Here is a 22,474-nt window from a genome sequence, read left to right as displayed (position 1 = left end):
ATCCTGTACACTTAATTGAACTGAATGCTTATGAAAACGAAGAGGAATTTTTTATCAATGCCTGAATCAGAAGATCAAGATTGATTTTGAAGCAGCAAATGCAGCGATTCCTGCTGCCGCAAAAGTATTCTGCTCAATGCAAAAGGGTGCAAAGGAGATTTCATTAGTGTGCCGAATGATAATATTAACGATTCCTTGAGTGAAAAGGCACCTTCTTTTCAGGAGATTAGCACTCTCCCTAACATACCCTTCTGTATATTCTTCCTTATATTCTGCAAAAATGTAAAATTTTTTCATTTTTTTACATGACTTTTCTATTTTTGTGTAAACTATTACAATAGAACATGAATGATGTCGGTTTTTGGAAAAAAGGCTTTTGGGAAAAAATGCCTGATGCATTCAGGCCTTTCATTAGCCTATCTTCTTCAGTGCATAGCGTAGAAGGGAGTATTAACATGGAAAAAATTAAAATTGCCGGAGGATATCCTCTAAAAGGAAATATTCGCGTCAGCGGTGCTAAAAACAGTGCAGTTGCTCTTATTCCAGCTACAATCCTGGGAGATTCCCCAGTTACGATTGAGGGCCTTCCTGATATATCGGATGTGCAGACATTAAAGTCTCTTCTTGAAGAAATAGGAGGAGAGGTTGAATTCAAGGATGGAGAAATGACAGTCGACCCGGGCAAAATGATTTCCATGCCGCTCCCAAATGGGCGTGTGAAGATGCTTCGTGCCTCTTACTACCTTATGGGCGCCATGCTTGGCAAGTTCAAAAAGGCAGTGATTGGGCTTCCTGGTGGCTGTCACTTGGGACCGCGCCCGATCGATCAGCATATCAAAGGCTTTGAAGCGCTTGGGGCACAGGTGACCAATGAGCAGGGAGCAATTTACCTGAGAGCGGACGAGTTAAGAGGGGCAAGGATTTACCTTGATGTTGTAAGTGTCGGTGCAACCATCAATATCATGCTTGCTGCTGTGCTGGCTAAAGGCCGCACCGTTATTGAAAATGCCGCCAAGGAACCCGAAATCATTGATGTAGCGACCCTTCTGACAAATATGGGCGCGAAAATCAAAGGAGCGGGCACGGATATTATCAGAATTGATGGTGTCGAATCACTAAGCGGGTGTAAGCATACAATCATTCCGGACCGGATTGAAGCTGGAACCTTCATGATCCTGGCAGCAGCAGCGGGAGATGGAATCCTGATTGATAATGTCATTCCGCAGCATCTTGAATCATTGACAGCAAAGCTTAGGGAAATGGGCGTAAATATAGAAGCGGGAGATGACCAGATTTTTGTTTCACCAGGGCAAAAATTCAAGTCAGTAGATATAAAAACCCTTGTATATCCTGGATTTCCAACTGATCTGCAGCAGCCGTTCACGTCTTTACTGACAAAGGCGGAAGGCTCAAGCGTCGTCACGGATACGATATATGGAGCGCGCTTTAAACATATTGACGAGCTGAGAAGAATGAACGCTTCCATTAAGGTGGAAGGAAGGGCTGCCATTATTAATGGACCGATACAGCTGCAGGGTGCAAAGGTAAAAGCAAGTGATTTGCGGGCAGGTGCGGCTCTTGTCATTGCCGGCCTTATGGCAGAAGGAATCACCGAGGTAACAGGTGTGGAACATATTGACCGCGGATACAGCCACCTTGTAGAAAAGCTGTCAGGACTTGGTGCCACGATCTGGCGCGAGAAGATGACTGCTCTTGAATTAGAACAGCTGAAGCATTAAGGCGTAAACGGTATCTCCTACCTTCCGCTAAATCTATTTGTGTTACAGTACTCGCTTTATTGTGTTATACTAATTTACGTGAAAAATCAGATTAGACATACTTAGGGGGATTCTCACATGGAAAGAAGTCTATCAATGGAGCTTGTCCGGGTGACTGAGTTGGCAGCATTGGCTTCAGCACGCTGGATGGGAAGAGGCAAAAAAGACGAAGCGGATGATGCAGCTACTACTGCCATGCGGGATGTATTCAACACGATTCCAATGCAGGGTACAGTGGTGATCGGTGAAGGGGAAATGGACGAAGCGCCGATGCTGTATATAGGAGAAAAGCTTGGCACAGGCACCGGGCCGCTTGTTGATGTTGCGGTAGATCCGCTCGAAGGAACGAACATCGTAGCTGCAGGAGGGTGGAATGCGCTGGCTGTGCTTGCCATTGCAGATCACGGAAACCTTTTGCATGCCCCTGATATGTATATGGATAAAATTGCAGTTGGCCCTGAAGCAGTTGGCCAAATCGATATTAATGCCTCGGTTCTGGACAACCTTAAAGCAGTGGCAAAGGCTAAAAACAAAGATATTGAAGATGTAGTGGCCACTGTATTGAACAGGGACCGCCATGCAGATATCGTCCATGAGTTAAGAGAAGCCGGAGCGCGCATCAAGCTCATTAACGAAGGTGATATTGCCGGTGCCATCAATACGGCCTTTGACATGACAGGCGTAGATATTCTGTTTGGCTCTGGCGGAGCTCCTGAGGGAGTTATAGCTGCCGTAGCCCTAAAGTGCCTGGGCGGGGAAATACAGGGGAAACTGCTGCCTCAGAGCGATGCAGAGTTAGAGCGATGCATCAAAATGGGACTGGATGTAAACAGCACCTTGAGGATGGAAGACCTTGTGCGCGGTGATGATGCTATATTTGCTGCAACAGGTGTAACAGACGGTGAGCTGCTGAAAGGCGTTCAGTTTAAAGGCCAGCACGGCATCACACATTCCCTTGTCATGCGTGCCAAATCCGGGACGGTCCGCTTCATTGATGGAAGGCACAGTCTGAAAAGGAAGCCAAATCTTTCCAATTACTGATTTCCTGAATATACAACTGGCTGCTGCAGGATGTCACTTGATCCTGCAGCGAATCCTTTATATATCAAGACGGGAAGCGCTGCTGCCGGATAAGGGCGCCGTCCCTTCCTGTCAAAAAAAGCGGGCGGATTTTATCGCTCGCTTTCGCTGTAAAAAAATAAAAGTTGAATAATTAAAGCAAAAAAAGTACAATAGGTTTTGTTTTCAAAAGTTTTTTTAAAAAGAAATCCTGCTTACTACTCCTAACTTCAAGAAGCCTTCAATTAACTTCTTCTTTAACATGTAAGAAAGTAAATATCTCTTCTTCAAAAGGAAAAAAGCCTTACTGGCAAATAAAAAATAAATTTTTACTATCCAAATTCTTCTTTCTCGAAGCGGGTGTAAACGTTTTAATTAAATAAAGTGTGGTGTCATAATGAATTTAACAATTTCTAATTTAGAGACGATGAAGCTAAAGGACTTATACGAGCATGCCCGCCAGTATAAAGTTTCCTATTACAGCAAATTATCGAAAAAAGAGCTTATCTTTGCAATACTTAAAGCCCAGGCGGAACAAGACGGGCTGCTTTTCATGGAAGGTGTTCTTGAAATCATCCCTTCAGAGGGTTTTGGTTTTCTGCGCCCAATCAACTATTCTCCGAGCTCTGAGGACATTTACATTTCCGCATCACAAATTCGAAGATTTGATCTTCGCAATGGAGATAAGGTGTCGGGGAAAGTAAGGCCTCCTAAGGAGAATGAACGGTATTACGGACTTCTGCACGTAGAGGCTGTGAACGGGGACAACCCGGAATCGGCTAAAGAACGTGTCCATTTTCCGGGATTGACTCCTCTTTACCCGGATCGCCAAATCAAGCTTGAAACCGAGCCGAAACATATATCGACGCGGATTATGGATGTTCTTGCACCGGTTGGATTCGGGCAGAGGGGATTAATCGTTGCGCCTCCAAAAGCCGGCAAAACGATGCTGATCAAAGAGATTGCAAACTCAATCACAACCAATCACCCGGAAGCTGAATTGATCGTTCTGCTGATTGATGAACGCCCTGAGGAAGTGACCGATATTGAGCGTTCTGTTGCTGGGGATGTGGTCAGTTCCACTTTTGATGAAGTTCCTGAAAACCACATTAAAGTGGCAGAGCTTGTTCTGGAAAGAGCCATGCGCCTTGTTGAGCATAAGCGTGATGTCATCATTTTAATGGATAGCATCACTCGTCTTGCGCGCGCTTATAACCTTGTCATTCCGCCGAGCGGCCGTACACTGTCAGGCGGAATTGATCCTGCAGCCTTCCATCGTCCGAAACGCTTCTTTGGGGCAGCGAGGAATATTGAAGAAGGCGGCAGCTTGACCATCCTCGCCACAGCCCTAGTGGAAACAGGCTCACGGATGGACGATGTGATTTATGAGGAGTTTAAGGGAACAGGAAATATGGAGCTTCACCTGGATCGCTCTCTTGCAGAGAAACGCATCTTCCCTGCCATTGACATCCGCCGTTCCGGTACCCGGAAGGAAGAGCTTCTCATACCCAAGGATCGTCTTGATAAGCTATGGGCCATCCGAAAAACGATGTCCGATACACCGGACTTTGCTGAGAAGTTTCTGCGCCGCTTGAGACAAACAAAGGGCAATGAAGAATTCTTTGCCAAGCTTGAGGAAGAAATGAAAAAGAACCCTCAAGGAACAAAACGTTCTTAGTATTCTCTATTAAACAGTTGCAAAGCTAGTTTATAGTTGATATAATGAGTTCATGTGTTTTTACAATATCTGTGAGGACCTATAAATCCTCGCCTTATATAACTCTGTTTCGAATGATTCAGGGCAGAAGGAGCTGAAAAAGATGAAAGCTGGAATTCATCCAAATTATAAAACTGCAACAGTATCTTGCTCTTGCGGAAACAAATTTGAAACTGGTTCAGTAAAAGAAGATATCCGCGTTGAAACTTGCGCTGAATGTCATCCATTCTACACTGGACGTCAAAAATTCGCTGAAGCTGGCGGACGTGTTGACCGTTTCAACAAAAAATACGGCCTTAAGTAATAAGAAGAAACTTCAGAAACAGGCAAGTGCAATTTCTTGCCTGTTTTTTTCATGCAAGATAGAAGACATATGCTACATAAACCACGGGTAAAAGAGGCAAAAATGGGGAGTTTAAAACCTATATCCCCCTTTTTGAAGACGGCAGCCCTCATGATTTTCTCGCATTATTCCGGCCTGCCCGGGCGTGGTTTTTCAGAAAGTTTATTACTGTGTGGAAGGGAGAGGCTGTTTCAATGTACGTAATGAAACAATCTGGCTGGATGGAGCTCATTTGCGGAAGCATGTTTTCCGGAAAATCCGAGGAATTAATAAAAAGAGTCAGCCGCGCTCAATTTGCTAAACAGCAGATTGCTGTCTTTAAGCCGGTTTTGGATAATCGCTATGCAAAAGAAGCTGTTGTGTCACATAGCGGTACATCGGTAATAGCAAAACCAATTTCACATTCTACAGAAATTTTTCAATATATCCATGAAGACCTGGATGTTGTGGCCATAGATGAAGTGCAGTTTTTTGACGATGAAATTGTGGACGTAGCGCAGCATCTTGCTGACAGCGGCTATCACGTCATTCTGGCAGGCCTTGACCAGGATTTCCGCGGCGAACCATTTGGCCCCGTGCCGGACTTAATGGCTTTGGCTGAATCAGTTACCAAGCTGCAGGCAGTGTGTGCGGTATGCGGATCCCCTGCAAGCAGAACACAGCGGCTTATCAATGGTTCCCCTGCTTCCCATGATGATCCTGTCATTCTTGTTGGCGCATCGGAAAGCTATGAACCGAGATGCAGACATCATCACGAAGTGCCGGGAAGTTCAGATAGGCTAAAAGAAAAAGAATGGAAAAGCACAAAACTATAGATTACTGCGTGAAGACGAATGTCTTTGTGCAGTTTTTTTTTATTTTATCCATGGACCATGCCTGCTATGGCAAGCAGTCTGCAGAGCACTTGGCCTTCTTTTTTCTGATAGATACTGTTTGAAGGCTGAACCAGACGTATAGGCTATTTTGTATGATGCAGTAAGGTAATTTTCATTTCTTTTATGGGAAAGCTAAGAAGAAAATACAGCGATTTAGCAAATGGCGGCATAATTAGGCAGAAACAGGCTTTTCTGCTCTATTGATGTGTTTGATTGTCTTTGACGTGTATTCTTCACCTATACTATAATGACACTATATGGAGAAACTGAAATGGCATAGGAAAACATATGCCCTGAACGCCCATTGACCAATCAGGCACCTTTTTTGGCCTAACTCATCGTGAGCGGCCAGAAGAAAAGCCGGAAATATTATGAGGTGAATATTGTGTTTGATCGATTACAGGCTGTTGAAGATAGATATGAAAGATTAAATGAATTGCTAAGCGATCCGGAAATCATTAATGACTCTAAGAAGCTGAGAGAGTACTCAAAAGAGCAATCGGACATTCAGGATACCGTGATGGCATATAAGGAATATAAGCAGGTGAAAGAGCAGCATGGGGACGCTAAGGCCATGCTTGAAGAAAAGCTTGATCCGGAAATGCGCGAAATGGTAAAAGAAGAACTCAGTGAGCTTGAGGATTCATTGACAGATTGGGAAGAAAAGCTGAAGGTCCTCTTGATTCCAAAAGACCCGAATGATGATAAAAACGTAATCATGGAAATAAGGGGAGCTGCAGGAGGAGACGAAGCTGCATTATTTGCAGGAAGCCTTTACAGGATGTACAGCCGTTTTGCGGAGGTGCAGGGCTGGAAGACGGAAGTCATGGAATCGAGCCCCACAGGACTTGGCGGCTTTAAAGAAATTATCTTCATGATCAACGGAAAAGGAGCATATTCCAAGCTGAAGTTTGAAAATGGCGCCCACCGTGTTCAGCGTGTTCCGGAAACCGAGTCTGGAGGCCGTATCCATACTTCAACGGCAACGGTAGCGGTTTTGCCTGAGGCTGAAGAGGTCGAAATTGAGATACATGATAAAGATATCCGCGTGGATACCTTTGCATCAAGCGGTCCTGGAGGGCAGAGCGTTAATACCACCATGTCAGCTGTCCGCCTGACCCATCTTCCGACGAATACTGTCGTTTCCATTCAGGATGAAAAATCTCAAATAAAAAATAAAGAAAAAGCGATGAAGATTCTGCGTGCCCGCGTGTATGACAAATTTCAGCGTGAAGCACAGGCAGAATATGATCAAAACAGAAAGCTTGCGGTTGGAACAGGAGACCGTTCTGAACGGATCAGAACTTATAATTTCCCGCAAAACCGGGTGACGGACCACCGGATTGGATTAACCATTCAGAAGCTTGATCAAATTATTGAAGGAAAGCTTGATGAAGTGATTGATGCTCTGATCCTTGAAGATCAATCTTCAAGACTGGAAAATTCGGATGACTAATTCATTTACGAAAGTATATGAAGCCCTGAATTGGGCTTCTTCTTTTTTAAAGGAAAATGGACGCGATGAAAATGCCGGTGAAATCCTGCTGAAGCATATCTTGGGCATGAGCAGGTCCCAATTGCTCGCCAGCCTGCAGGACTTTCTGCCGAAAGAAGCTGGCTCATCCTTCGAAAAGGCGGTAAAGCAGCATGCTGATGGAAAGCCTGTTCAATATATAATAGGATCAGAGGAGTTTTACGGCCGGACATTCTTGGTGAATGAAGAGGTCCTTATCCCAAGGCCTGAAACGGAAGAGCTGATTTATCATACCATCGGGAAAATCCCTGGCATCTTTCCGGGCAGGAACGATTTGGAGCTTGCGGATATCGGGACTGGAAGCGGGGCTATTGCCATCACCATGAAGCTTGAAGTTCCGGCATTGGGTGTTACTGCTACGGATATTGCAGTGCCCTCCCTTGAGGCAGCACGAAAAAACAGCGAAGAGCTGAAAGCAGACGTAAGCTTTTTTTCAGGAGATATGCTATTGCCCCTGATTGCAGAGGAGAGGAGGTTTGACATCATCCTGTCAAACCCGCCGTATATTCCGGAAGAAGACAAGAAAAACATGTCTATTGTGGTTACGGGCCATGAGCCACACCGTGCATTATTTGCAGGAGCGGACGGTCTGGATTTTTACCGGCGATTTATGGAACAGCTTCCCAAGGCTATTAAAAAACCAGGACTGATCGGCTTTGAAATTGGGGCGGGCCAGGGAAAGGCTGTAGCTGCCCTTTTGCAGGGCACTTTCCCTGCTGCCGATGTTTCAGTCATAAATGATATTAACGGCAAGGACCGGATGGTTTTTGCCGAGATGAAGTAAGGTGGAGAAAAGGGGTCAGACCCCTTTTCCCTTTTTTATTAGGTTCTTTTCTTAAAGATTGTGCGGAATTAGCGGGAAGGTGAGGCCCGGCAGGCGAAGAAGAGGAGGCTCACCGCCCGACCCGCGAAAAGGGAGCATCCTGGAGCAAAAATCAGCCCCCTTGTTCAATAGCAGCAAAGTTTATGAAAAAATCCTTAAAAATAGTGGATCTTTGTTTAATAATCAATTTAGTAGTTTAACATATCCCTCTTCTGGACAGACTGGCTGTTGAGGGGGAGAGAACATGAAAAGAAAACATTTAGCCATTATCTATCTATTAATCTTAACTTTAGGAACAATCTCAAGTTTATATATGCCTAAAACAGAAACAGCATCCGCAAAGAATTCGGTTGTAATTCCGGATCAGGCAATCAGGCTCCGGATTTTAGCCAACAGTGATAAAGAAGAAGACCAGGAGATCAAAAGGTCTATCAGAGACAAGGTCAACCAGGATATTACAGGCTGGGTGGGTCAGTTAACCTCCATTAAAGAGGCAAGGAAAGTAATTGTTTCACATCTTCCTGATATTCAAAAAAGGGCAGAAGAAATGATGAAAAAACAGGGTTTGGACCAAGCTGTGAAGGTACGTTTTGGCAAGGCGGATTTCCCGACAAAACTATACGGTCAATATCTATATCCTGCTGGAGATTATGAGGCAGTTGTTATCACGCTGGGTGACGGTGAAGGAGCCAATTGGTGGTGTGTGCTGTTTCCGCCCTTATGCTTCCTTGATTTTTCAAATGGCACAGCAGTCAGCCAGAGTCCGATGAAGGAAGATCAAAATGAGCCTGATGTAAAGAAGCCTGAAGCAGAAGAAAAAAGTAATTCTGCCGAGGAGCCGGAATTAAAGAAATCGGACAAGCATTCTTCTCAGACAGCTGCTTCTGATGACCGGACAGAATCTGAATCATCGTCAGTCACGCCGCTGCATGCCAATTACCAGGAAGAAAATGAAAATCATGACGATGTCTTTGCGAGCAGTGAAGAACAGCCTGTTGTAGTCAAATCATTTTTTGCCGAGATATTCTCCGATATTTTCTAAAACACTATTGATTTCTGTGCTGGGGAGCAGCGTTACAGGCGGGACCAAAGGAGCTTGGCGAACGCTCCCTGGAGCTTTGCGTTTTCTGCAAAAATAAGCGGCAAGTTAACAAAATCTGCAGCTGATTTTTATGAGTAAGAAGGCAGCGTGTTTATTTTCCTTTAAAATGCTATGTATATTTGCTGAAAAAAAGTTATCTACAGGAAAAAGCTGTGGATATGTGTCAAATGATTTAAAATTGTCAAATATCCACATAGTTGTCCACAATATCCTCGTAGTTATGCACAATTTGTGGATAACACTTGTATTCCTTTTTTTCTTCTTTTATACTTTCAAAGTACCAAAATGATAAAAATACGGAATTTCAAAGGGAAAATTAACTTTAGTAAGTATTTTGCCGATGAAATGCACAAATAAAGTGAAGGTGTTAACAATGAAAACAAATATCTGGACGGTGGATAATAATGTGGACAAGTCAGATAGTTATCCACAGGTTAAAAATGCCGCCGTTTTGCTGCAGAAAAATGAGGTAGTTGCCTTTCCTACTGAAACAGTTTACGGATTAGGAGCCAATGCAAAAAGCGATGAAGCTGTAAAAAAAGTTTTCCTGGCAAAAGGACGTCCAAGCGACAATCCGCTAATTGTTCATATCGCTTCAAAAGAACAGCTCTGTGAAATCGTGGCGGGCGTGCCTGAGATGGCTAAAACGTTAATGAATAAGTTTTGGCCAGGACCATTGACCATTATTCTAGAAAAACGTCAAGGTGTGCTTTCAGAAATTGTGACAGCTGGTTTAAATACTGTAGGTGTAAGAATGCCGGACCATCCTGTTGCACTTAGCCTGATTGCGGAATGCGGACTGCCAATCGCCGCCCCTAGTGCAAATACCTCTGGAAAGCCGAGTCCCACCTCTGCCAAACATGTGGAATCCGATTTAGCAGGAAAGATTGCCGGCATTGTGGATGGCGGGCCTACAGGTGTGGGGGTCGAGTCTACCGTGATTGACTGTACGGCAGCTATTCCGGTTATTTTAAGGCCAGGGGGCATTACGAAGGAAGAGCTTGAAGAGACAATCGGCACGGTGATCCTGGATTCTTCACTGAAGGATGCAACGGCCGCCCCGAAGGCACCTGGAATGAAATATACCCACTATGCGCCAAAAGCGCCGCTTGAATTGGTAAAAGGAGATGTGGAATTTCTGCAGAACATCGCTGACCGGAAACAATCAGAGGGACTAAAGGTTGGGATCATTGCCGCAGCTGAACATATCGAATACTACCGTGCAGATTATATTCTTTCTCCGGGAAAGCTTGCTGATTTAAGGACGGTTGCTCAAGGATTGTATGATACTTTGAGGAAATTCGATGAACTGGATGCCGATATCATTTTAAGCGAGGTTTTTCCTGAACAGGGAATTGGCCAAGCAGTCATGAACAGGCTTTATAAAGCAGCGGGACATCATGTAATTTCACAAAATGATAAATGATGATGGATTTTTTTATCTCTTACGTGCAAGCCTCCTGGACCAGCAAAGCTGTCCAGTGCGGCTTGTGCTTTTTTAATTCTTTTTATTCCCGGACATGCATAACATGAAATAGGCACGTCCAAGGGGGTAGGAAGATTGAATGGAATATCAGGGGAATTACTGACATTGCTGATCATGGCATTTGCGCTGGGAATGGACGCTTTTTCAGTTGGTTTAGGAATGGGAATGTTTAAGCTTAGGCTGAAGCAAATCTTATTCATCGGTTTGACAGTCGGCTTTTTTCATATATGGATGCCTATGCTTGGCATGGTGGCAGGCCGGTATATTTCTGGTCATTTCGGCACGATTGCTGCATATGCAGGCGGACTTTTGCTTGTAATCCTTGGAATCCAGATGTTTATTTCGGGATTAAGAGGGGGTGAGGGCAGTATGCTTGCTCCTGTAGGAATGGGTTTATTTATATTCTCGCTGAGTGTGAGCCTGGACAGTTTTTCGGTGGGTCTGACCCTTGGAATTTACGGGGCAAGGACGATTTTGACCATTATCTGCTTTGGTGCAGCGGCAACTATTCTTACCTGGGCCGGATTGCTTGTTGGCAGAAAGGTTCAGGGCCTTTTGGGAGTGTACAGCGAAGTTCTTGGGGGCAGCATTCTTTGCGCATTTGGCTTAAAACTGCTATTTTCCATTTAAAACTTATAAGCGTATAAAGCTTGAAGACAAAGCATGGCTTAGTCTCCGGGCTTTTTTATTTTTAAGGCTATTTTTGCATTTCGCTCTAATGAACCTGGATTCCCCTCGAATACCTCTTAAAATGGATCGAATCATAAGGGAATTGGCTCGAATGAAAGGTGAATTGAATCCCTTTATCAATTTAACTGGAAATAAATGGAGACAGTATGGCAAATTAGGGCTCAAACGGTGTCATCCCGCTAAAATTTCATTTCTGGCAGTGGTATTTATGAAAAGAGGCGCGCAGACTGGCGTACCAAAAGGATAATTAGAATAAAACTGCGAGCTTTTGAAGATGAAGCATTATGGATTATAATAAATCCAAAAGGAGGAATGCCGGCATGATCCGTGTTTTATTTGTTTGTACAGGAAATACCTGCAGAAGCCCGATGGCTGAAGCTATTTTGAAAAATAAAGGAATTCCTGGCATTGAAGTGAAGTCTGCAGGAGTATACGCGGCTGAAGGAATGGAGGCCTCGATGCATGCAAAACAGGTGCTTGAGGACAATGAAATGGGGCAGGGACATTCCTCATCGCCTCTTACCGCTGATGCCATAAACTGGGCAACCCATATTTTTACCATGACAGAAGGACATAAATCCATCCTTGTAAATTCATTTCCGGCTGCGATGGACAAAACTTTTACTTTAAAAGAATTTGTTTATGACGATAAATATGATAGAGACATATCAGATCCTTATGGGGGATCGCAAAAAATTTATCGGGAAACATTCGAAGAACTTCAGGAAGCGATCAGCAGGCTGATTAATAAGCTTGAAGAGTAGAATGTCCGCAGGGGGAGCTTTCAGTGCCGGAAAAAAAGCATTATAAGTTTGGTTTGAGAAAACAGTTAGTATTGTTTATTACTTCACTTGCTTTAATTACGTATGCGACGAGCGAATTATTCATTTATTATGTGCATCCGTTGTTTTTTAAGAGCATGGATGAAAGAATGTTCACCATCCTGACTCTCTTCATGGGAGTCATTTGGTCTGGTATTCTGGCATTTTTTGCAGCAGCACTCATTGTAAAGCCATTGAAGAAGCTTGAAACCGCAGCACTTAGGGCATCTCAGGGGGATATTAGCAAAGATGCCGAGCTTCCAAAATCGGATGATGAAATCCGTTCATTAGGACAAGCATTCAATCACATGCTTTTTAACTTAAGAGACATGGTCCAAAATATAGAAACAAATTTTCAGGAAACAAATGAAAAGGTTATTTCCATTTCGCATAAGTCTGCAGAGGCATCAACTCAAGCAGAAAGCATTTCCAGAACCATTGAGGAAATTGCAAAGGGAGCAGATCAATCGGCCGTTTCTATCCAGCATACGGCAGAATCTGTTGAAGATGTGATTACCATTGCAAAAGAGGTTCAAGATAAAGCGAACTCTTCAGCGGAAACCTCAAGAGAAATGGTGTCAGATCTTCTAAGCAGCAAAGAAGTCATTCACTCGCTTGTGACAGGCATCCAGCAGCTTGCCCATGAAAATCAGGATGCGCTACAGGCGGTTAGGCGTCTGGAGGAAAATGCGCAAAAAATCGAGCGCATCATTCAGTTGGTAGGAAACATTGCAGGACAGACCAATCTTTTGGCCTTGAATGCGTCCATTGAAGCAGCAAGGGCAGGGGAGCATGGAAAAGGGTTTGCTGTTGTTGCTGAGGAGGTTCGCCTTCTCGCAGATGAAAGCGCTAAAGCCGTGCAGGGGATTTCTGCCTTGATCCAAACGATCCAAAATGACGTCCAAAGCGTTGTCACGCAAATCAGCGAGCAGGTTGAAACAGCTAACTCAGAAGCGGAAAAAGGTTCGGAAACAAACAGGGCTATTGAGGAAATGACTGAAACTGTGCATAGTGTGGCAGCAGCGGTTCAGGATATCACTGTATTAGTAGACAGGCAAATGAAAAACATTCAAACCACTTCCCGCCAGTCGCAGGAAGTTGCTGCGATTGCGCAGGAAACTTCTGCCGGGGCGCTCGAAGTGACAAGCTCTGCCCAAGATCAGACAAGTGTTATTGAAGATGTGGACAGGCTGGCTTTTGAGCTGAAAGAACAGGCGGAAAAGCTGAAGCAGACAATCACGCAGTTCCAGCTATAGAAGAAAATGAGAGCCCTGCTGTGCGGGGTTCTTTTTTGTTTTCAATTGCCTTTATCTTTGCTTTTTTTTGTGCCAAAATAAGGGCAGGAAAACAAATTGCCCCGCTTTAATTGGCTGAGACATTTCTAAGATTTGATGCAGAAGAAGTATAAACAGGGGATAACTGCCCGAAAAGATTTATCGGGCTAACCATTAGTGGAGTATGTCACTTTATGGAAAAGTCAGGGGGAAGGACATGAAAGTAGCAATCGCTTCAGATCACGGCGGAAATCATATTCGGGAAGAAATAAAGAACTTGATGGCTGAAATGAATATTCAATTTGAGGATTTTGGATGCAGCGGCTGTGAATCGGTGGATTATCCCGATTATGCGCTTCCCTTAGCTGAAAAAGTGGCCAGGGGTGATTTTGATAAAGGCATTTTAATATGCGGAACGGGAATTGGAATGAGTATTGCTGCGAATAAAGTAAAAGGGATCCGCTGTGCTCTAGTGCATGATGTGTACAGTGCGAAACTGACTAGGCAGCATAATGACAGCAATGTCCTAGCTATGGGAGAGCGTGTGGTTGGGCCTGGACTTGCCAGGGAAATAGCGGCTGCCTGGCTGGCTTCAGAGTTCGAAGAAGGCGGACGCCACAGTAATAGACTCAGAAAAATTAAGGAATATGAAGACCGGAGCATCTAGGAGAAGGAGGGGTGTTTATGGAAAACTATACTCTTGGAAATCGGGAAATCTGGAGAAATCAATTTCACGATCTGCTGAATGAGTTTCAAGAAGCGGCAAAGCTGAATGAAAATGATTTGCTTGTCATCGGATGCAGCACGAGTGAAGTAACAGGAAATGCAATTGGCACCCAAGGAACCTTTGATGTGGCTGAAATGCTTTTTAGTGAATTGCAGTCCTTTCATCAGCGCACTGGCGCACTTCTGGCCTTTCAGTGCTGCGAGCATCTAAACAGGGCTCTTGTTTTATCAAAGAAAACGTCACAGAAATATGGATATGAAGAGGTTTCGGTCATTCCTGTCCGGCATGCAGGAGGGGCAATGGCCGCATATGCCTATCAGCACCTTGCTGATGCTGTTGTTGTGGAACATATTAAAGCAGATGCGGGAATCGATATCGGGGACACCTTCATTGGCATGCATATAAAGCATGTGGCCGTCCCGATCCGGGCATCCTTAAAGGAAATCGGGCAGGCCCATGTAACCATGGCAAAAGCGAGGCCGAAGCTGATTGGCGGACAGCGTGCTGTATATGAACAATCCATTGATAATAATAGCTGTACCTAAAAACTCCTTTTATAAGGGGTTTTTTTGTGCGGTATCGGTTCAGCAGGATCTTCTATGGCTGATAGTCCGGATATGTTCTTTAACAGAGAAAAGCAAAAAGGAGAAGTGCCCGATCCCCTTTTGAGGAAATGAGAGCTGCTTCTCCAGTAAAGAAATTCAGGTTTATGAAGCTGTTTTAACAGCCTTGTTCTTCGAAATCACCAATGAAATACAGAAGGCACATATCGCGAGAATGAAGGTGCCGAGAAATATGAGATGTATGCCTGAGGCAAATGTTTCACTCACGTTCTCCTGGTGAGAGTCAATGGACAGATGCGGTTGGCCGGCACCCTTTTGGCCTCCTGCTATGCCTGCTGTAGCCAGGTTGAAGATCATGCCGAATATAGCAGATCCCAGTGTCTGGCTGAATGTATTAATGAAGGAATTCAGCCCAATTGCTGTACCCAGCTTTTGCGGTTCAACTGTAGACTGAACCAGCAGCATGATGATTGGAGTGACAATTCCCATTCCCAAGCCAAGAAGTCCCATTCCGCAGTATATCGCAATATCGGGAGAGGTGTTGGATATTGAAAACAAAAGGAATGTTGCTCCTATTAAGACGATCGTTCCTATACGTATGATGGTTCTGCTGCTGATTCTTCCTACCAGATGCCCTGCGAGGAAAGAGCCGGCCGTCCAGGCTACAGGCATTGGAGTCAGAATCAGCCCGGCTTGCGTAGCATTCTTCCCGAGAACACCCTGGCTCCATATAGGAAGGTAGACTGTGATGCTGATGACGATCATTCCGGCAAATAGTGTCAGCAAGTTGATAGGAATTAAACTGCGGCTGCCTAGCAGATTAAGCGGTATGATTGGTTCTGGAGAGCTTTTCTCCACTTTGTAAAAAAGGAAGAAAGACAAAGCTGAAAATATAAACAGGAAAATGATAAGAGGGCTGCCCCAATCCTGCTTGCTGCTTCCATTTAATAAAGCGTACAAAATGCTGATTGTGCCAAGCGAAAGGATAGAGGCTCCTTTATAGTCAATATGCTGTTTGGTTTTGCTGATGTTTTCCTTATAGTACTTCAGGATGATGATGATGGAGCTGATGCCAAACGGAATATTTAAATAGAAGATATAGCGCCAAGATAATTGATCCACGAGAAATCCGCCTATTAATGGACCGACAACTCCGGAAATCCCCCAGACAGCACTGACCCAGCCCTGCCCTTTTGCCCGGTCTTTTTGTTCCGTATACAGCCCTCCGATAATCGTCATGGTAACCGGCATAACAGAGCCCGCTCCAATCCCTTGGATGGCACGGCAGATAATCAGCTGTTCCATAGTATGGGCCATGCCGCACAGAGCAGAACCCAGCAAAAAGATCCCGATACCATAAATGATGATTTTTTTTCGGCCGAATAAATCGGCAAGCTTTCCGAAGATAGGAGTGGAAACGGCGGTAGCCAGCATGTAAGCAGCATAAACCCAGCTTACAAGATGTATTCCCGAAAGGTCGTTAGTGATGCTGGGAACAGCCGTGCTGACAATCGTTCCTTCCATTGCTGCCAGTGAAGTGGCGAGCATTAATGCAATCATTACCTTGTTTCTCATGGACGTGCCCCCTGATTCTGTTTCTAAGTCACTGTCTGTCAGCGGGAAGGAAAACCCCGCTGGCAGAAGTTTCACTTTATATAAATGCAGTAAATAAAATGCGCCAAAACATCAGTTTAACAGAGGCGTCTTCAACTGTCCTTATGTTTTATGGAAAAAAAGAAAAAGAGTGTAAAAAAATAACGAACGTTTAATATTTTGATCCTTTAATAGTTCGTTTATGGGGAGTTATGCAAAGGTAAGACTACCGTTCCCAAATTGAACATGTTAAAATGAAAGTGATTGATAGAGAAATGAGAAAAGGCATTTCTTATGGAATTGTTTACACATAATACATAATGAATGGGCCTATAAGAGGAGGATTTCCAATGAACCGTTTAGCGAAGCAAGATAAGCAGGTTTTTAAAGCGATTCAAGAAGAATTAGGAAGACAAAGAAGCAAGATTGAATTAATTGCATCTGAAAACTTCGTAAGTGAAGCTGTAATGGAAGCTCAAGGGTCTGTATTGACAAATAAATATGCAGAAGGCTATCCTGGCAAACGCTATTATGGCGGCTGTGAATATGTTGATGTTGTGGAAGATTTAGCCCGTGACCGCGCGAAAGAAATCTTCGGTGCCGAGCATGCCAATGTCCAGCCTCATTCTGGCGCACAGGCCAATATGGCAGTATACTTCACCATTCTTGAGCAAGGCGACACGGTTCTTGGAATGAACTTATCACATGGCGGCCATTTAACACATGGAAGCCCGGTGAATTTCAGCGGCGTCCAATATAACTTTGTTGAATACGGAGTCGACCAGGAAAATCAGCAAATCAATTATGATGATGTTTTGGAAAAAGCGCACCAGCACAAGCCAAAGCTGATTGTCGCAGGCGCAAGTGCATATCCGCGCGCCATTGATTTCAAACGCTTCAGGGAAATTGCGGATGAAGTGGGTGCCTACTTAATGGTAGATATGGCTCACATTGCCGGACTTGTAGCTGCAGGCCTTCACCAGAGCCCTGTGCCATACGCTGATTTTGTTACGACAACTACCCATAAAACACTTCGCGGCCCGCGCGGAGGAATGATTCTCTGCAAGGAAGAGTTTGCGAAGAAAATTGATAAATCCATCTTCCCTGGAATTCAGGGCGGCCCGCTTATGCATGTTATTGCTGCTAAGGCAGTGGCATTCGGAGAAGCGCTTCAGGATGATTTCAAACAATATTCACAGGACATCATCAATAACGCCAAACGCCTTGGCAGCTCTTTGGTCAAAGAAGGGCTTACTTTAGTGTCAGGCGGAACGGATAACCACTTATTGCTTCTTGATCTGACTTCAGTTTCCCTGACTGGAAAAGTAGCAGAAAAGGCTCTGGATGATATCGGTATCACTGTTAATAAGAACACGATCCCATTTGATAAGGAAAGCCCTTTTGTAACGAGCGGCATAAGGATTGGCACAGCAGCCGTAACAACGCGCGGATTTGGCCTTGAAGATATGGATGAAATCGCATCAATCATTGGTCTTGTGCTTAAGAATCCTGAAGACCAAAGCAAGCTGGAAGAAGCAAAGGAGAGAGTTTCTGCTCTTTCTGGCAAATACAGTTTATATCCTGAATATTGATACCCCAGCCGTTCCCTTTTTAGGGAGCGGTTTTTTTACAGAAAAATGGAAAATAAATCTCCTGAAGCTTTTGTTGAAGTATGAATTGTTTTTCTGTAAAATGAGTAGAAGTGAATTTTCCCTGGACCATGATGTTTTGGCATGCAGGTAAAACCGCAAGAATGGCACACACAAAATTTCGGAAGTAGAAGGAGAGATCTTGATGGCTAAGGTATATGTTTTTGATCATCCGCTTATTCAGCACAAACTTGCCTATATACGTGATATACATACAGGTACAAAAGAATTCCGCGAGCTTGTAGATGAAGTGGCAACGCTGATGGCATTTGAAATTACGAGAGATCTTCCATTGGAGGATGTGGAAATTGAAACGCCGGTAAGCAAAGCAAAATTCAAAATGCTTTCAGGCAAAAAGCTGGGCATCATTCCTATCCTTCGCGCCGGCATCGGTATGGTTGATGGGATTTTGAAACTGATCCCTGCTGCAAAGGTAGGCCATGTCGGTCTATACCGCGACCCGGAAACATTGAAGCCAGTTGAATATTATGTGAAGCTTCCAAGCGATTTGGCTGAAAGAGAGTGCATTGTTGTTGATCCGATGCTTGCTACAGGCGGATCTGCCATTGAAGCCATTCATTCCATTAAAAAGCGCGGTGCCGTGAATATTAAATTCATGTGCCTGATTGCAGCTCCTGAAGGCGTGGAAGCCTTAAGCGAAGCACATCCTGATGTAGATATCTACATTGCCGGACTTGATGAAAAATTAAATGACCATGGCTACATCGTTCCAGGTCTGGGGGATGCTGGAGACAGATTGTTCGGAACAAAATAAATCATTTGTTGAGGTGTATATGATGACAGGGCCTATCAAGGTTATGACAATTTTTGGGACAAGGCCTGAAGCTGTGAAAATGGCTCCGCTTGTCCTTGAATTTCAAAAGCACCCGGAAGAATTTACACCCATTGTTGCGGTTACGGCCCAGCATAGGCAAATGCTGGACCAGGTTCTTAAGCTTTTTTCCATAGAGCCTGATTATGACTTGAATATTATGAAGGACCGGCAGACACTTGTGGATATTACAGTAAAAGGACTTGAGGGCCTTGATGCTGTAATGAAGGAAGCCAAGCCGGACATAGTTTTGGTTCATGGAGATACCACCACAACCTTTGCCGCAAGCCTAGCAGCTTTTTATAACCAAATTGAAGTGGGGCACGTGGAAGCGGGCTTGAGGACCTGGAATAAATATTCTCCATTTCCTGAGGAGATGAACCGACAGCTTACCGGGGTAATGGCAGACCTTCATTTTGCCCCAACAAATAAAGCCGCCGGCAATCTTCGTGATGAAAATAAAAAAGGCCAAATCTTCATAACAGGCAACACCGCGACAGATGCCCTGAAAACCACTGTCAGAGAAGAGTACTCGCATCCTGTCCTCAGCAAGATAGGCAGTGACCGCCTGATTCTTCTGACAGCACACCGCCGGGAAAACCTGGGAGAACCGATGCGGAATATCTTTCGTGCTGTGAAGAGAATTCTTGCTGAACAAAGTGATGTACAAGTGGTTTACCCAGTGCATTTAAATCCGGCAGTCAGGGAATTGGCCAGGGAAATACTGGGGGATGATTCCCGTATTCACCTGATTGATCCGCTGGATGTACTCGATTTTCATAATTTTGCAGCCAGATCTTATTTAATTCTTACCGATTCAGGCGGAGTACAGGAGGAAGCCCCTTCTTTGGGAGTTCCGGTCCTCGTGCTGCGTGATACGACTGAGCGCCCGGAAGGAATTGAAGCTGGCACACTGAAGCTTGCCGGAACCAAAGAGGATACGATTTTCCGTATGGCCATGGACCTGCTGACAGATGACGAAGAACACCGTGCTATGTCAAAGGCGTCAAATCCTTATGGAGATGGCCATTCCTCTCGGCGCATAGCTGAAGCGATACGTTATTATTTCAAAAAAACAGATACGGCTCCTGAGCCGTTTCGGCAATAATGATATAGAGGAAGCTGTCTCGAAAGTCCAAACAAGGCTAATGAGACAGCTTCTTTTTTCTGGTTTCCCTTACCAAACAAAAATACCGTTTATGAAGCATACCCAGCTGGAACGATTTATTTCATTTACCATGCATAGCCTTTGACCTGGGAGAAAACATAAGGGGAAAAGGGGGACTATTTCTGTGCTGAAAAAATGCTTACTGCTTTTGTTGTCTGTTCAATTTCTTCTGCCGGCTTACTGTCCGCTTGCTGCAATTGAGCTGCCGCCACTGCCTGTTGTCTCGCAGTCCAAAGTCATCAGGGCGATCGTTGCGCTTGATAATAAGGCTTCTGTATCAGACATATCTTCTGTACTGAAAAAATATCCCTCCCTTCATTTACGGAAAGTCTACAAACATGCCTTAAATGGTTTTTCCGTTTCAGGGAAGACCTCGGAAATCTCAAGCCTTAAAAAAGAAATGAAGGTCAAGTTTGTTACGGAAGTATCTATTTATCATGCAGAGGGAGATGAAAGCATTCCTTTCATCGGCGCAGATAAAGTCCGGAACTATTTTGATGATAAAAACCGGAGAATTACCGGTAGTGGAGTGAAGGTGGGGGTTATTGATACAGGCATTGACTATACCCACCCGGACTTGAAAAGATCCTATAAGGGCGGCAGGGATCTGGTCGATGGAGACAGAGATCCTATGGAAACGAAAAACCAGGGAGATCTCTCTACTATTCACGGCACCCATGTCGCAGGAATTATTGCGGCAAATGGAAAGATGAAAGGTGTTGCCCCAGAAGCGGAAATATCTGCATACAGGGCACTCGGTCCCGGCGGAGCAGGAGATACGGAACAGGTGCTTGCTGCAATTGATGCTGCCATTGAAGATAAAATGGATGTCATCAATCTCTCGTTAGGGAATGAAGTGAACGGTCCTGACCTGCCTATTTCGCTTGCTTTAAATGAAGCTGTGGACAAAGGGATTGTCGCAGTTACCTCTAATGGCAATTCCGGGCCCGATATATGGACTGTCGGATCTCCAGGAACAGCTGAAAAGGCCATATCTGTTGGAGCCTCGACACCTCCCCTGACAACGCCTGTTTTATTGGCGGGCATTGGGAGCGGGAGAAAGGAAATGACCATGCTCCCCCTTCAAGGTTCGGAAAAATGGAAACTTTCATCTTCGCAAAGCGTCCTATTTGGAGGACTTGGAAGAAAAGAGGATCTGAAGCACGCAAAAGGAAAAGTGGTCTTAGTCAAAAGGGGAACTCTCACTTTCTCGGAGAAAGTAAGAAATGCTGAACAATCAGGCGCTGCCGCTGTTTTAGTCTACAATAATACAAGCGGACTTTTCATGGGTAACCTGGAAAAGCCATCACGCATCCCTGCTGCTGCCATTTCGAAAAGAGACGGGGAAATTCTGAAGGTCCTTACAGAAAAAGATAAGAATGCAATGATACGTATTATATATAAGAAAGAACAAGACAAACTTGCTGATTTTTCATCCCGCGGGCCTGTCACCGTAACATGGGGAATTAAGCCGGATTTGCTTGCGCCCGGTGTGGCCATTGACAGTACGGTTCCTTCCGGATATCAATCACTTCAGGGGACGAGTATGGCAGCTCCGCATGTCGCCGGAGCATGCGCCCTGCTTTTGCAAAAGCACCCGGAGTGGACACCAGAGCAGGTGAAATCAGCATTGATGAGCACTGCCATGCCTCTATATAAAAAGGGGAAAGAGCTATATCACACATATGAACAGGGAGCGGGCAGAATCCGGATAGATCAGGCCATTAAGGCTGACACACTGCTTTATCCCAGCTCGCTCAGCTTTGGGATGTTCACAAAGTCTGAAGGAACCGATGAGCATGAAGAAACGATTGTTATCGAAAATACGGGAAAAACAAAAAAGCATTACTCCTTTATCATTCCTCATAAAGAAAAAGGGCTAACCTGGGATCTGCCTTCATCCTTTGACGTGGGCCCGGGTGAGAAGAAAGAAATTAAAACAGGGCTTCAAGTGAATCCCCGGCAGCTGAATAAAGGGATCTATGATGGGTACTTGAAGATGCTTGAAGGAACCAACAGAATCAGTATGCCGTTTTTGTATGTAAAAGAAGAACCGAATTATCCGCGTGTCATGGGCTTTGAATTCTCGCCCGGAGATAAAGATGGAACATACAGATACGAAATGTACCTGCCGAGGGGAGCCGATGAATTCGGAATTGCCCTATATGATGCAGACAGCTTCAGATTTGCAGGTTATATGGATTGGTCAGTCAATGCTCCTCATGGTCTGATAAAAAAGGAAATACTGAAAAAGGACCTTCCGGAACCAGGGGTATACAGAGCAATTGTATTCGCTAAAAAAAGCGGCAGGGAAGACAGGATAGAAGTGACAATCATAATAGAATAGCCTCCAGGAGAGGGGGGATTACTATCATTGCAAAAAAGTCAATAGTATACCAAAAAACTAATTGTGAACATTTAGTTAATTATTCTTGACGCC

At 44.6% G+C, this 22,474-nt stretch carries 19 protein-coding genes; 18 read left to right on the top strand and 1 reads right to left on the bottom strand.

The features are described from left to right. The first annotated feature begins 455 nt into the window (after window positions 1–455). The 14 genes from ACN6MY_RS00890 to ACN6MY_RS00825 all read left to right on the top strand — a co-directional run bounded on the left by ACN6MY_RS00890 (window position 456) and on the right by ACN6MY_RS00825 (window position 14,774). Window positions 456–1,739 carry a UDP-N-acetylglucosamine 1-carboxyvinyltransferase gene (locus tag ACN6MY_RS00890; RefSeq protein WP_419882411.1) on the top strand — a complete coding sequence of 428 codons (1,284 nt, stop codon included), beginning with the start codon at window positions 456–458 and terminating at the stop codon, window positions 1,737–1,739. Window positions 1,740–1,856: 117 nt separating this feature from the next. Continuing rightward, window positions 1,857–2,819, top strand: a complete 963-nt coding sequence (gene glpX / locus ACN6MY_RS00885) for a class II fructose-bisphosphatase (RefSeq protein WP_419882410.1) — start codon at window positions 1,857–1,859, stop codon at window positions 2,817–2,819. A 415-nt stretch (window positions 2,820–3,234) separates the two neighbouring features. Continuing rightward, the gene (rho, locus tag ACN6MY_RS00880) at window positions 3,235–4,515 is read left to right on the top strand and encodes a transcription termination factor Rho (protein ID WP_419882409.1); all 1,281 of its coding nucleotides are present in this window, start codon (window positions 3,235–3,237) and stop codon (window positions 4,513–4,515) included. Window positions 4,516–4,657: 142 nt separating this feature from the next. Beyond that, on the top strand, window positions 4,658–4,858 hold the full coding sequence (gene rpmE / locus ACN6MY_RS00875) for a 50S ribosomal protein L31 (protein ID WP_090988600.1): 201 nt from the start codon (window positions 4,658–4,660) through the stop codon (window positions 4,856–4,858). A gap of 233 nt (window positions 4,859–5,091) precedes the next feature. After that, a complete protein-coding gene (locus tag ACN6MY_RS00870; RefSeq protein ID WP_071351071.1) occupies window positions 5,092–5,712 on the top strand; it encodes a thymidine kinase in 621 nt (206 codons plus the stop codon). Window positions 5,713–6,157: 445 nt separating this feature from the next. Then, entirely contained in the window at window positions 6,158–7,228 is a 1,071-nt protein-coding gene (prfA, locus tag ACN6MY_RS00865; protein WP_419882408.1) for a peptide chain release factor 1, read from the top strand. Beyond that, the gene (gene prmC, locus ACN6MY_RS00860) at window positions 7,221–8,090 is read left to right on the top strand and encodes a peptide chain release factor N(5)-glutamine methyltransferase (RefSeq protein WP_419882407.1); all 870 of its coding nucleotides are present in this window, start codon (window positions 7,221–7,223) and stop codon (window positions 8,088–8,090) included. Before prfA ends, prmC begins: the two co-directional genes overlap by 8 nt. Window positions 8,091–8,373: 283 nt before the next feature. Further along, window positions 8,374–9,171: a stage II sporulation protein R gene (spoIIR, locus tag ACN6MY_RS00855; RefSeq protein ID WP_419882406.1), complete on the top strand. Its 798-nt coding sequence runs from the start codon at window positions 8,374–8,376 to the stop codon at window positions 9,169–9,171. Between the two features lie 433 nt (window positions 9,172–9,604). Next, window positions 9,605–10,657, top strand: a complete 1,053-nt coding sequence (locus ACN6MY_RS00850) for an L-threonylcarbamoyladenylate synthase (protein ID WP_419882405.1) — start codon at window positions 9,605–9,607, stop codon at window positions 10,655–10,657. A gap of 174 nt (window positions 10,658–10,831) precedes the next feature. Next, entirely contained in the window at window positions 10,832–11,347 is a 516-nt protein-coding gene (locus tag ACN6MY_RS00845) for a manganese efflux pump MntP family protein (RefSeq protein ID WP_419884271.1), read from the top strand. 380 nt (window positions 11,348–11,727) lie between these two features. After that, entirely contained in the window at window positions 11,728–12,171 is a 444-nt protein-coding gene (locus ACN6MY_RS00840; protein ID WP_419882404.1) for a low molecular weight protein arginine phosphatase, read from the top strand. Window positions 12,172–12,194: 23 nt separating this feature from the next. Beyond that, window positions 12,195–13,484: a methyl-accepting chemotaxis protein gene (locus tag ACN6MY_RS00835; protein WP_419882403.1), complete on the top strand. Its 1,290-nt coding sequence runs from the start codon at window positions 12,195–12,197 to the stop codon at window positions 13,482–13,484. A gap of 235 nt (window positions 13,485–13,719) precedes the next feature. After that, entirely contained in the window at window positions 13,720–14,169 is a 450-nt protein-coding gene (gene rpiB, locus ACN6MY_RS00830; protein WP_419882402.1) for a ribose 5-phosphate isomerase B, read from the top strand. Window positions 14,170–14,186: 17 nt separating this feature from the next. Beyond that, on the top strand, window positions 14,187–14,774 hold the full coding sequence (locus ACN6MY_RS00825) for a TIGR01440 family protein (RefSeq protein ID WP_419882401.1): 588 nt from the start codon (window positions 14,187–14,189) through the stop codon (window positions 14,772–14,774). A 162-nt stretch (window positions 14,775–14,936) separates the two neighbouring features. Here ACN6MY_RS00825 and ACN6MY_RS00820 read toward each other — a convergent pair whose 3' ends face one another. Beyond that, window positions 14,937–16,367, bottom strand: a complete 1,431-nt coding sequence (locus ACN6MY_RS00820; protein ID WP_419882400.1) for an MDR family MFS transporter — start codon at window positions 16,365–16,367, stop codon at window positions 14,937–14,939. A gap of 368 nt (window positions 16,368–16,735) precedes the next feature. Here ACN6MY_RS00820 and glyA point away from each other — a divergent pair, with 368 nt between their 5' ends. The 4 genes from glyA to ACN6MY_RS00800 all read left to right on the top strand — a co-directional run bounded on the left by glyA (window position 16,736) and on the right by ACN6MY_RS00800 (window position 22,381). Next, the gene (gene glyA, locus ACN6MY_RS00815; RefSeq protein ID WP_419882399.1) at window positions 16,736–17,977 is read left to right on the top strand and encodes a serine hydroxymethyltransferase; all 1,242 of its coding nucleotides are present in this window, start codon (window positions 16,736–16,738) and stop codon (window positions 17,975–17,977) included. A 202-nt stretch (window positions 17,978–18,179) separates the two neighbouring features. Next, window positions 18,180–18,809, top strand: a complete 630-nt coding sequence (gene upp, locus ACN6MY_RS00810; RefSeq protein ID WP_071351084.1) for a uracil phosphoribosyltransferase — start codon at window positions 18,180–18,182, stop codon at window positions 18,807–18,809. Between the two features lie 22 nt (window positions 18,810–18,831). Next, window positions 18,832–19,974, top strand: coding sequence for a non-hydrolyzing UDP-N-acetylglucosamine 2-epimerase (gene wecB / locus ACN6MY_RS00805; RefSeq protein ID WP_419884270.1), 1,143 nt, complete (start codon window positions 18,832–18,834; stop codon window positions 19,972–19,974). Window positions 19,975–20,158: 184 nt separating this feature from the next. Then, the gene (locus ACN6MY_RS00800; protein ID WP_419882398.1) at window positions 20,159–22,381 is read left to right on the top strand and encodes a S8 family serine peptidase; all 2,223 of its coding nucleotides are present in this window, start codon (window positions 20,159–20,161) and stop codon (window positions 22,379–22,381) included. Window positions 22,382–22,474: the final 93 nt, after the last annotated feature.

Source organism: Peribacillus sp. B-H-3 (genome assembly GCF_048572925.1).
In the GTDB taxonomy this organism is placed as follows: domain Bacteria; phylum Bacillota; class Bacilli; order Bacillales; family DSM-1321; genus Peribacillus.
The sequence above is the reverse complement of the archived record's forward strand: the minus strand, read 5'-3'. Positions and strand labels throughout refer to the sequence as shown.

Excerpts from the sequence above, each read along its gene's own strand:
- ACN6MY_RS00890 (WP_419882411.1), top strand. The coding sequence starts at position 456 with ATGGAAAAAATTAAAATTGCCGGAGGATATCCTCTAAAAGGAAATATT.
- glpX (WP_419882410.1), top strand. The coding sequence starts at position 1,857 with ATGGAAAGAAGTCTATCAATGGAGCTTGTCCGGGTGACTGAGTTGGCA.
- rho (WP_419882409.1), top strand. The coding sequence starts at position 3,235 with ATGAATTTAACAATTTCTAATTTAGAGACGATGAAGCTAAAGGACTTA.
- rpmE (WP_090988600.1), top strand. The coding sequence starts at position 4,658 with ATGAAAGCTGGAATTCATCCAAATTATAAAACTGCAACAGTATCTTGC.
- ACN6MY_RS00870 (WP_071351071.1), top strand. The coding sequence starts at position 5,092 with ATGTACGTAATGAAACAATCTGGCTGGATGGAGCTCATTTGCGGAAGC.
- prmC (WP_419882407.1), top strand. The coding sequence starts at position 7,221 with ATGACTAATTCATTTACGAAAGTATATGAAGCCCTGAATTGGGCTTCT.
- spoIIR (WP_419882406.1), top strand. The coding sequence starts at position 8,374 with ATGAAAAGAAAACATTTAGCCATTATCTATCTATTAATCTTAACTTTA.
- ACN6MY_RS00850 (WP_419882405.1), top strand. The coding sequence starts at position 9,605 with ATGAAAACAAATATCTGGACGGTGGATAATAATGTGGACAAGTCAGAT.
- ACN6MY_RS00845 (WP_419884271.1), top strand. The coding sequence starts at position 10,832 with ATGGCATTTGCGCTGGGAATGGACGCTTTTTCAGTTGGTTTAGGAATG.
- ACN6MY_RS00840 (WP_419882404.1), top strand. The coding sequence starts at position 11,728 with ATGATCCGTGTTTTATTTGTTTGTACAGGAAATACCTGCAGAAGCCCG.
- rpiB (WP_419882402.1), top strand. The coding sequence starts at position 13,720 with ATGAAAGTAGCAATCGCTTCAGATCACGGCGGAAATCATATTCGGGAA.
- ACN6MY_RS00825 (WP_419882401.1), top strand. The coding sequence starts at position 14,187 with ATGGAAAACTATACTCTTGGAAATCGGGAAATCTGGAGAAATCAATTT.
- ACN6MY_RS00820 (WP_419882400.1), bottom strand. The coding sequence starts at position 16,367 with ATGAGAAACAAGGTAATGATTGCATTAATGCTCGCCACTTCACTGGCA.
- glyA (WP_419882399.1), top strand. The coding sequence starts at position 16,736 with ATGAACCGTTTAGCGAAGCAAGATAAGCAGGTTTTTAAAGCGATTCAA.
- upp (WP_071351084.1), top strand. The coding sequence starts at position 18,180 with ATGGCTAAGGTATATGTTTTTGATCATCCGCTTATTCAGCACAAACTT.
- wecB (WP_419884270.1), top strand. The coding sequence starts at position 18,832 with ATGACAGGGCCTATCAAGGTTATGACAATTTTTGGGACAAGGCCTGAA.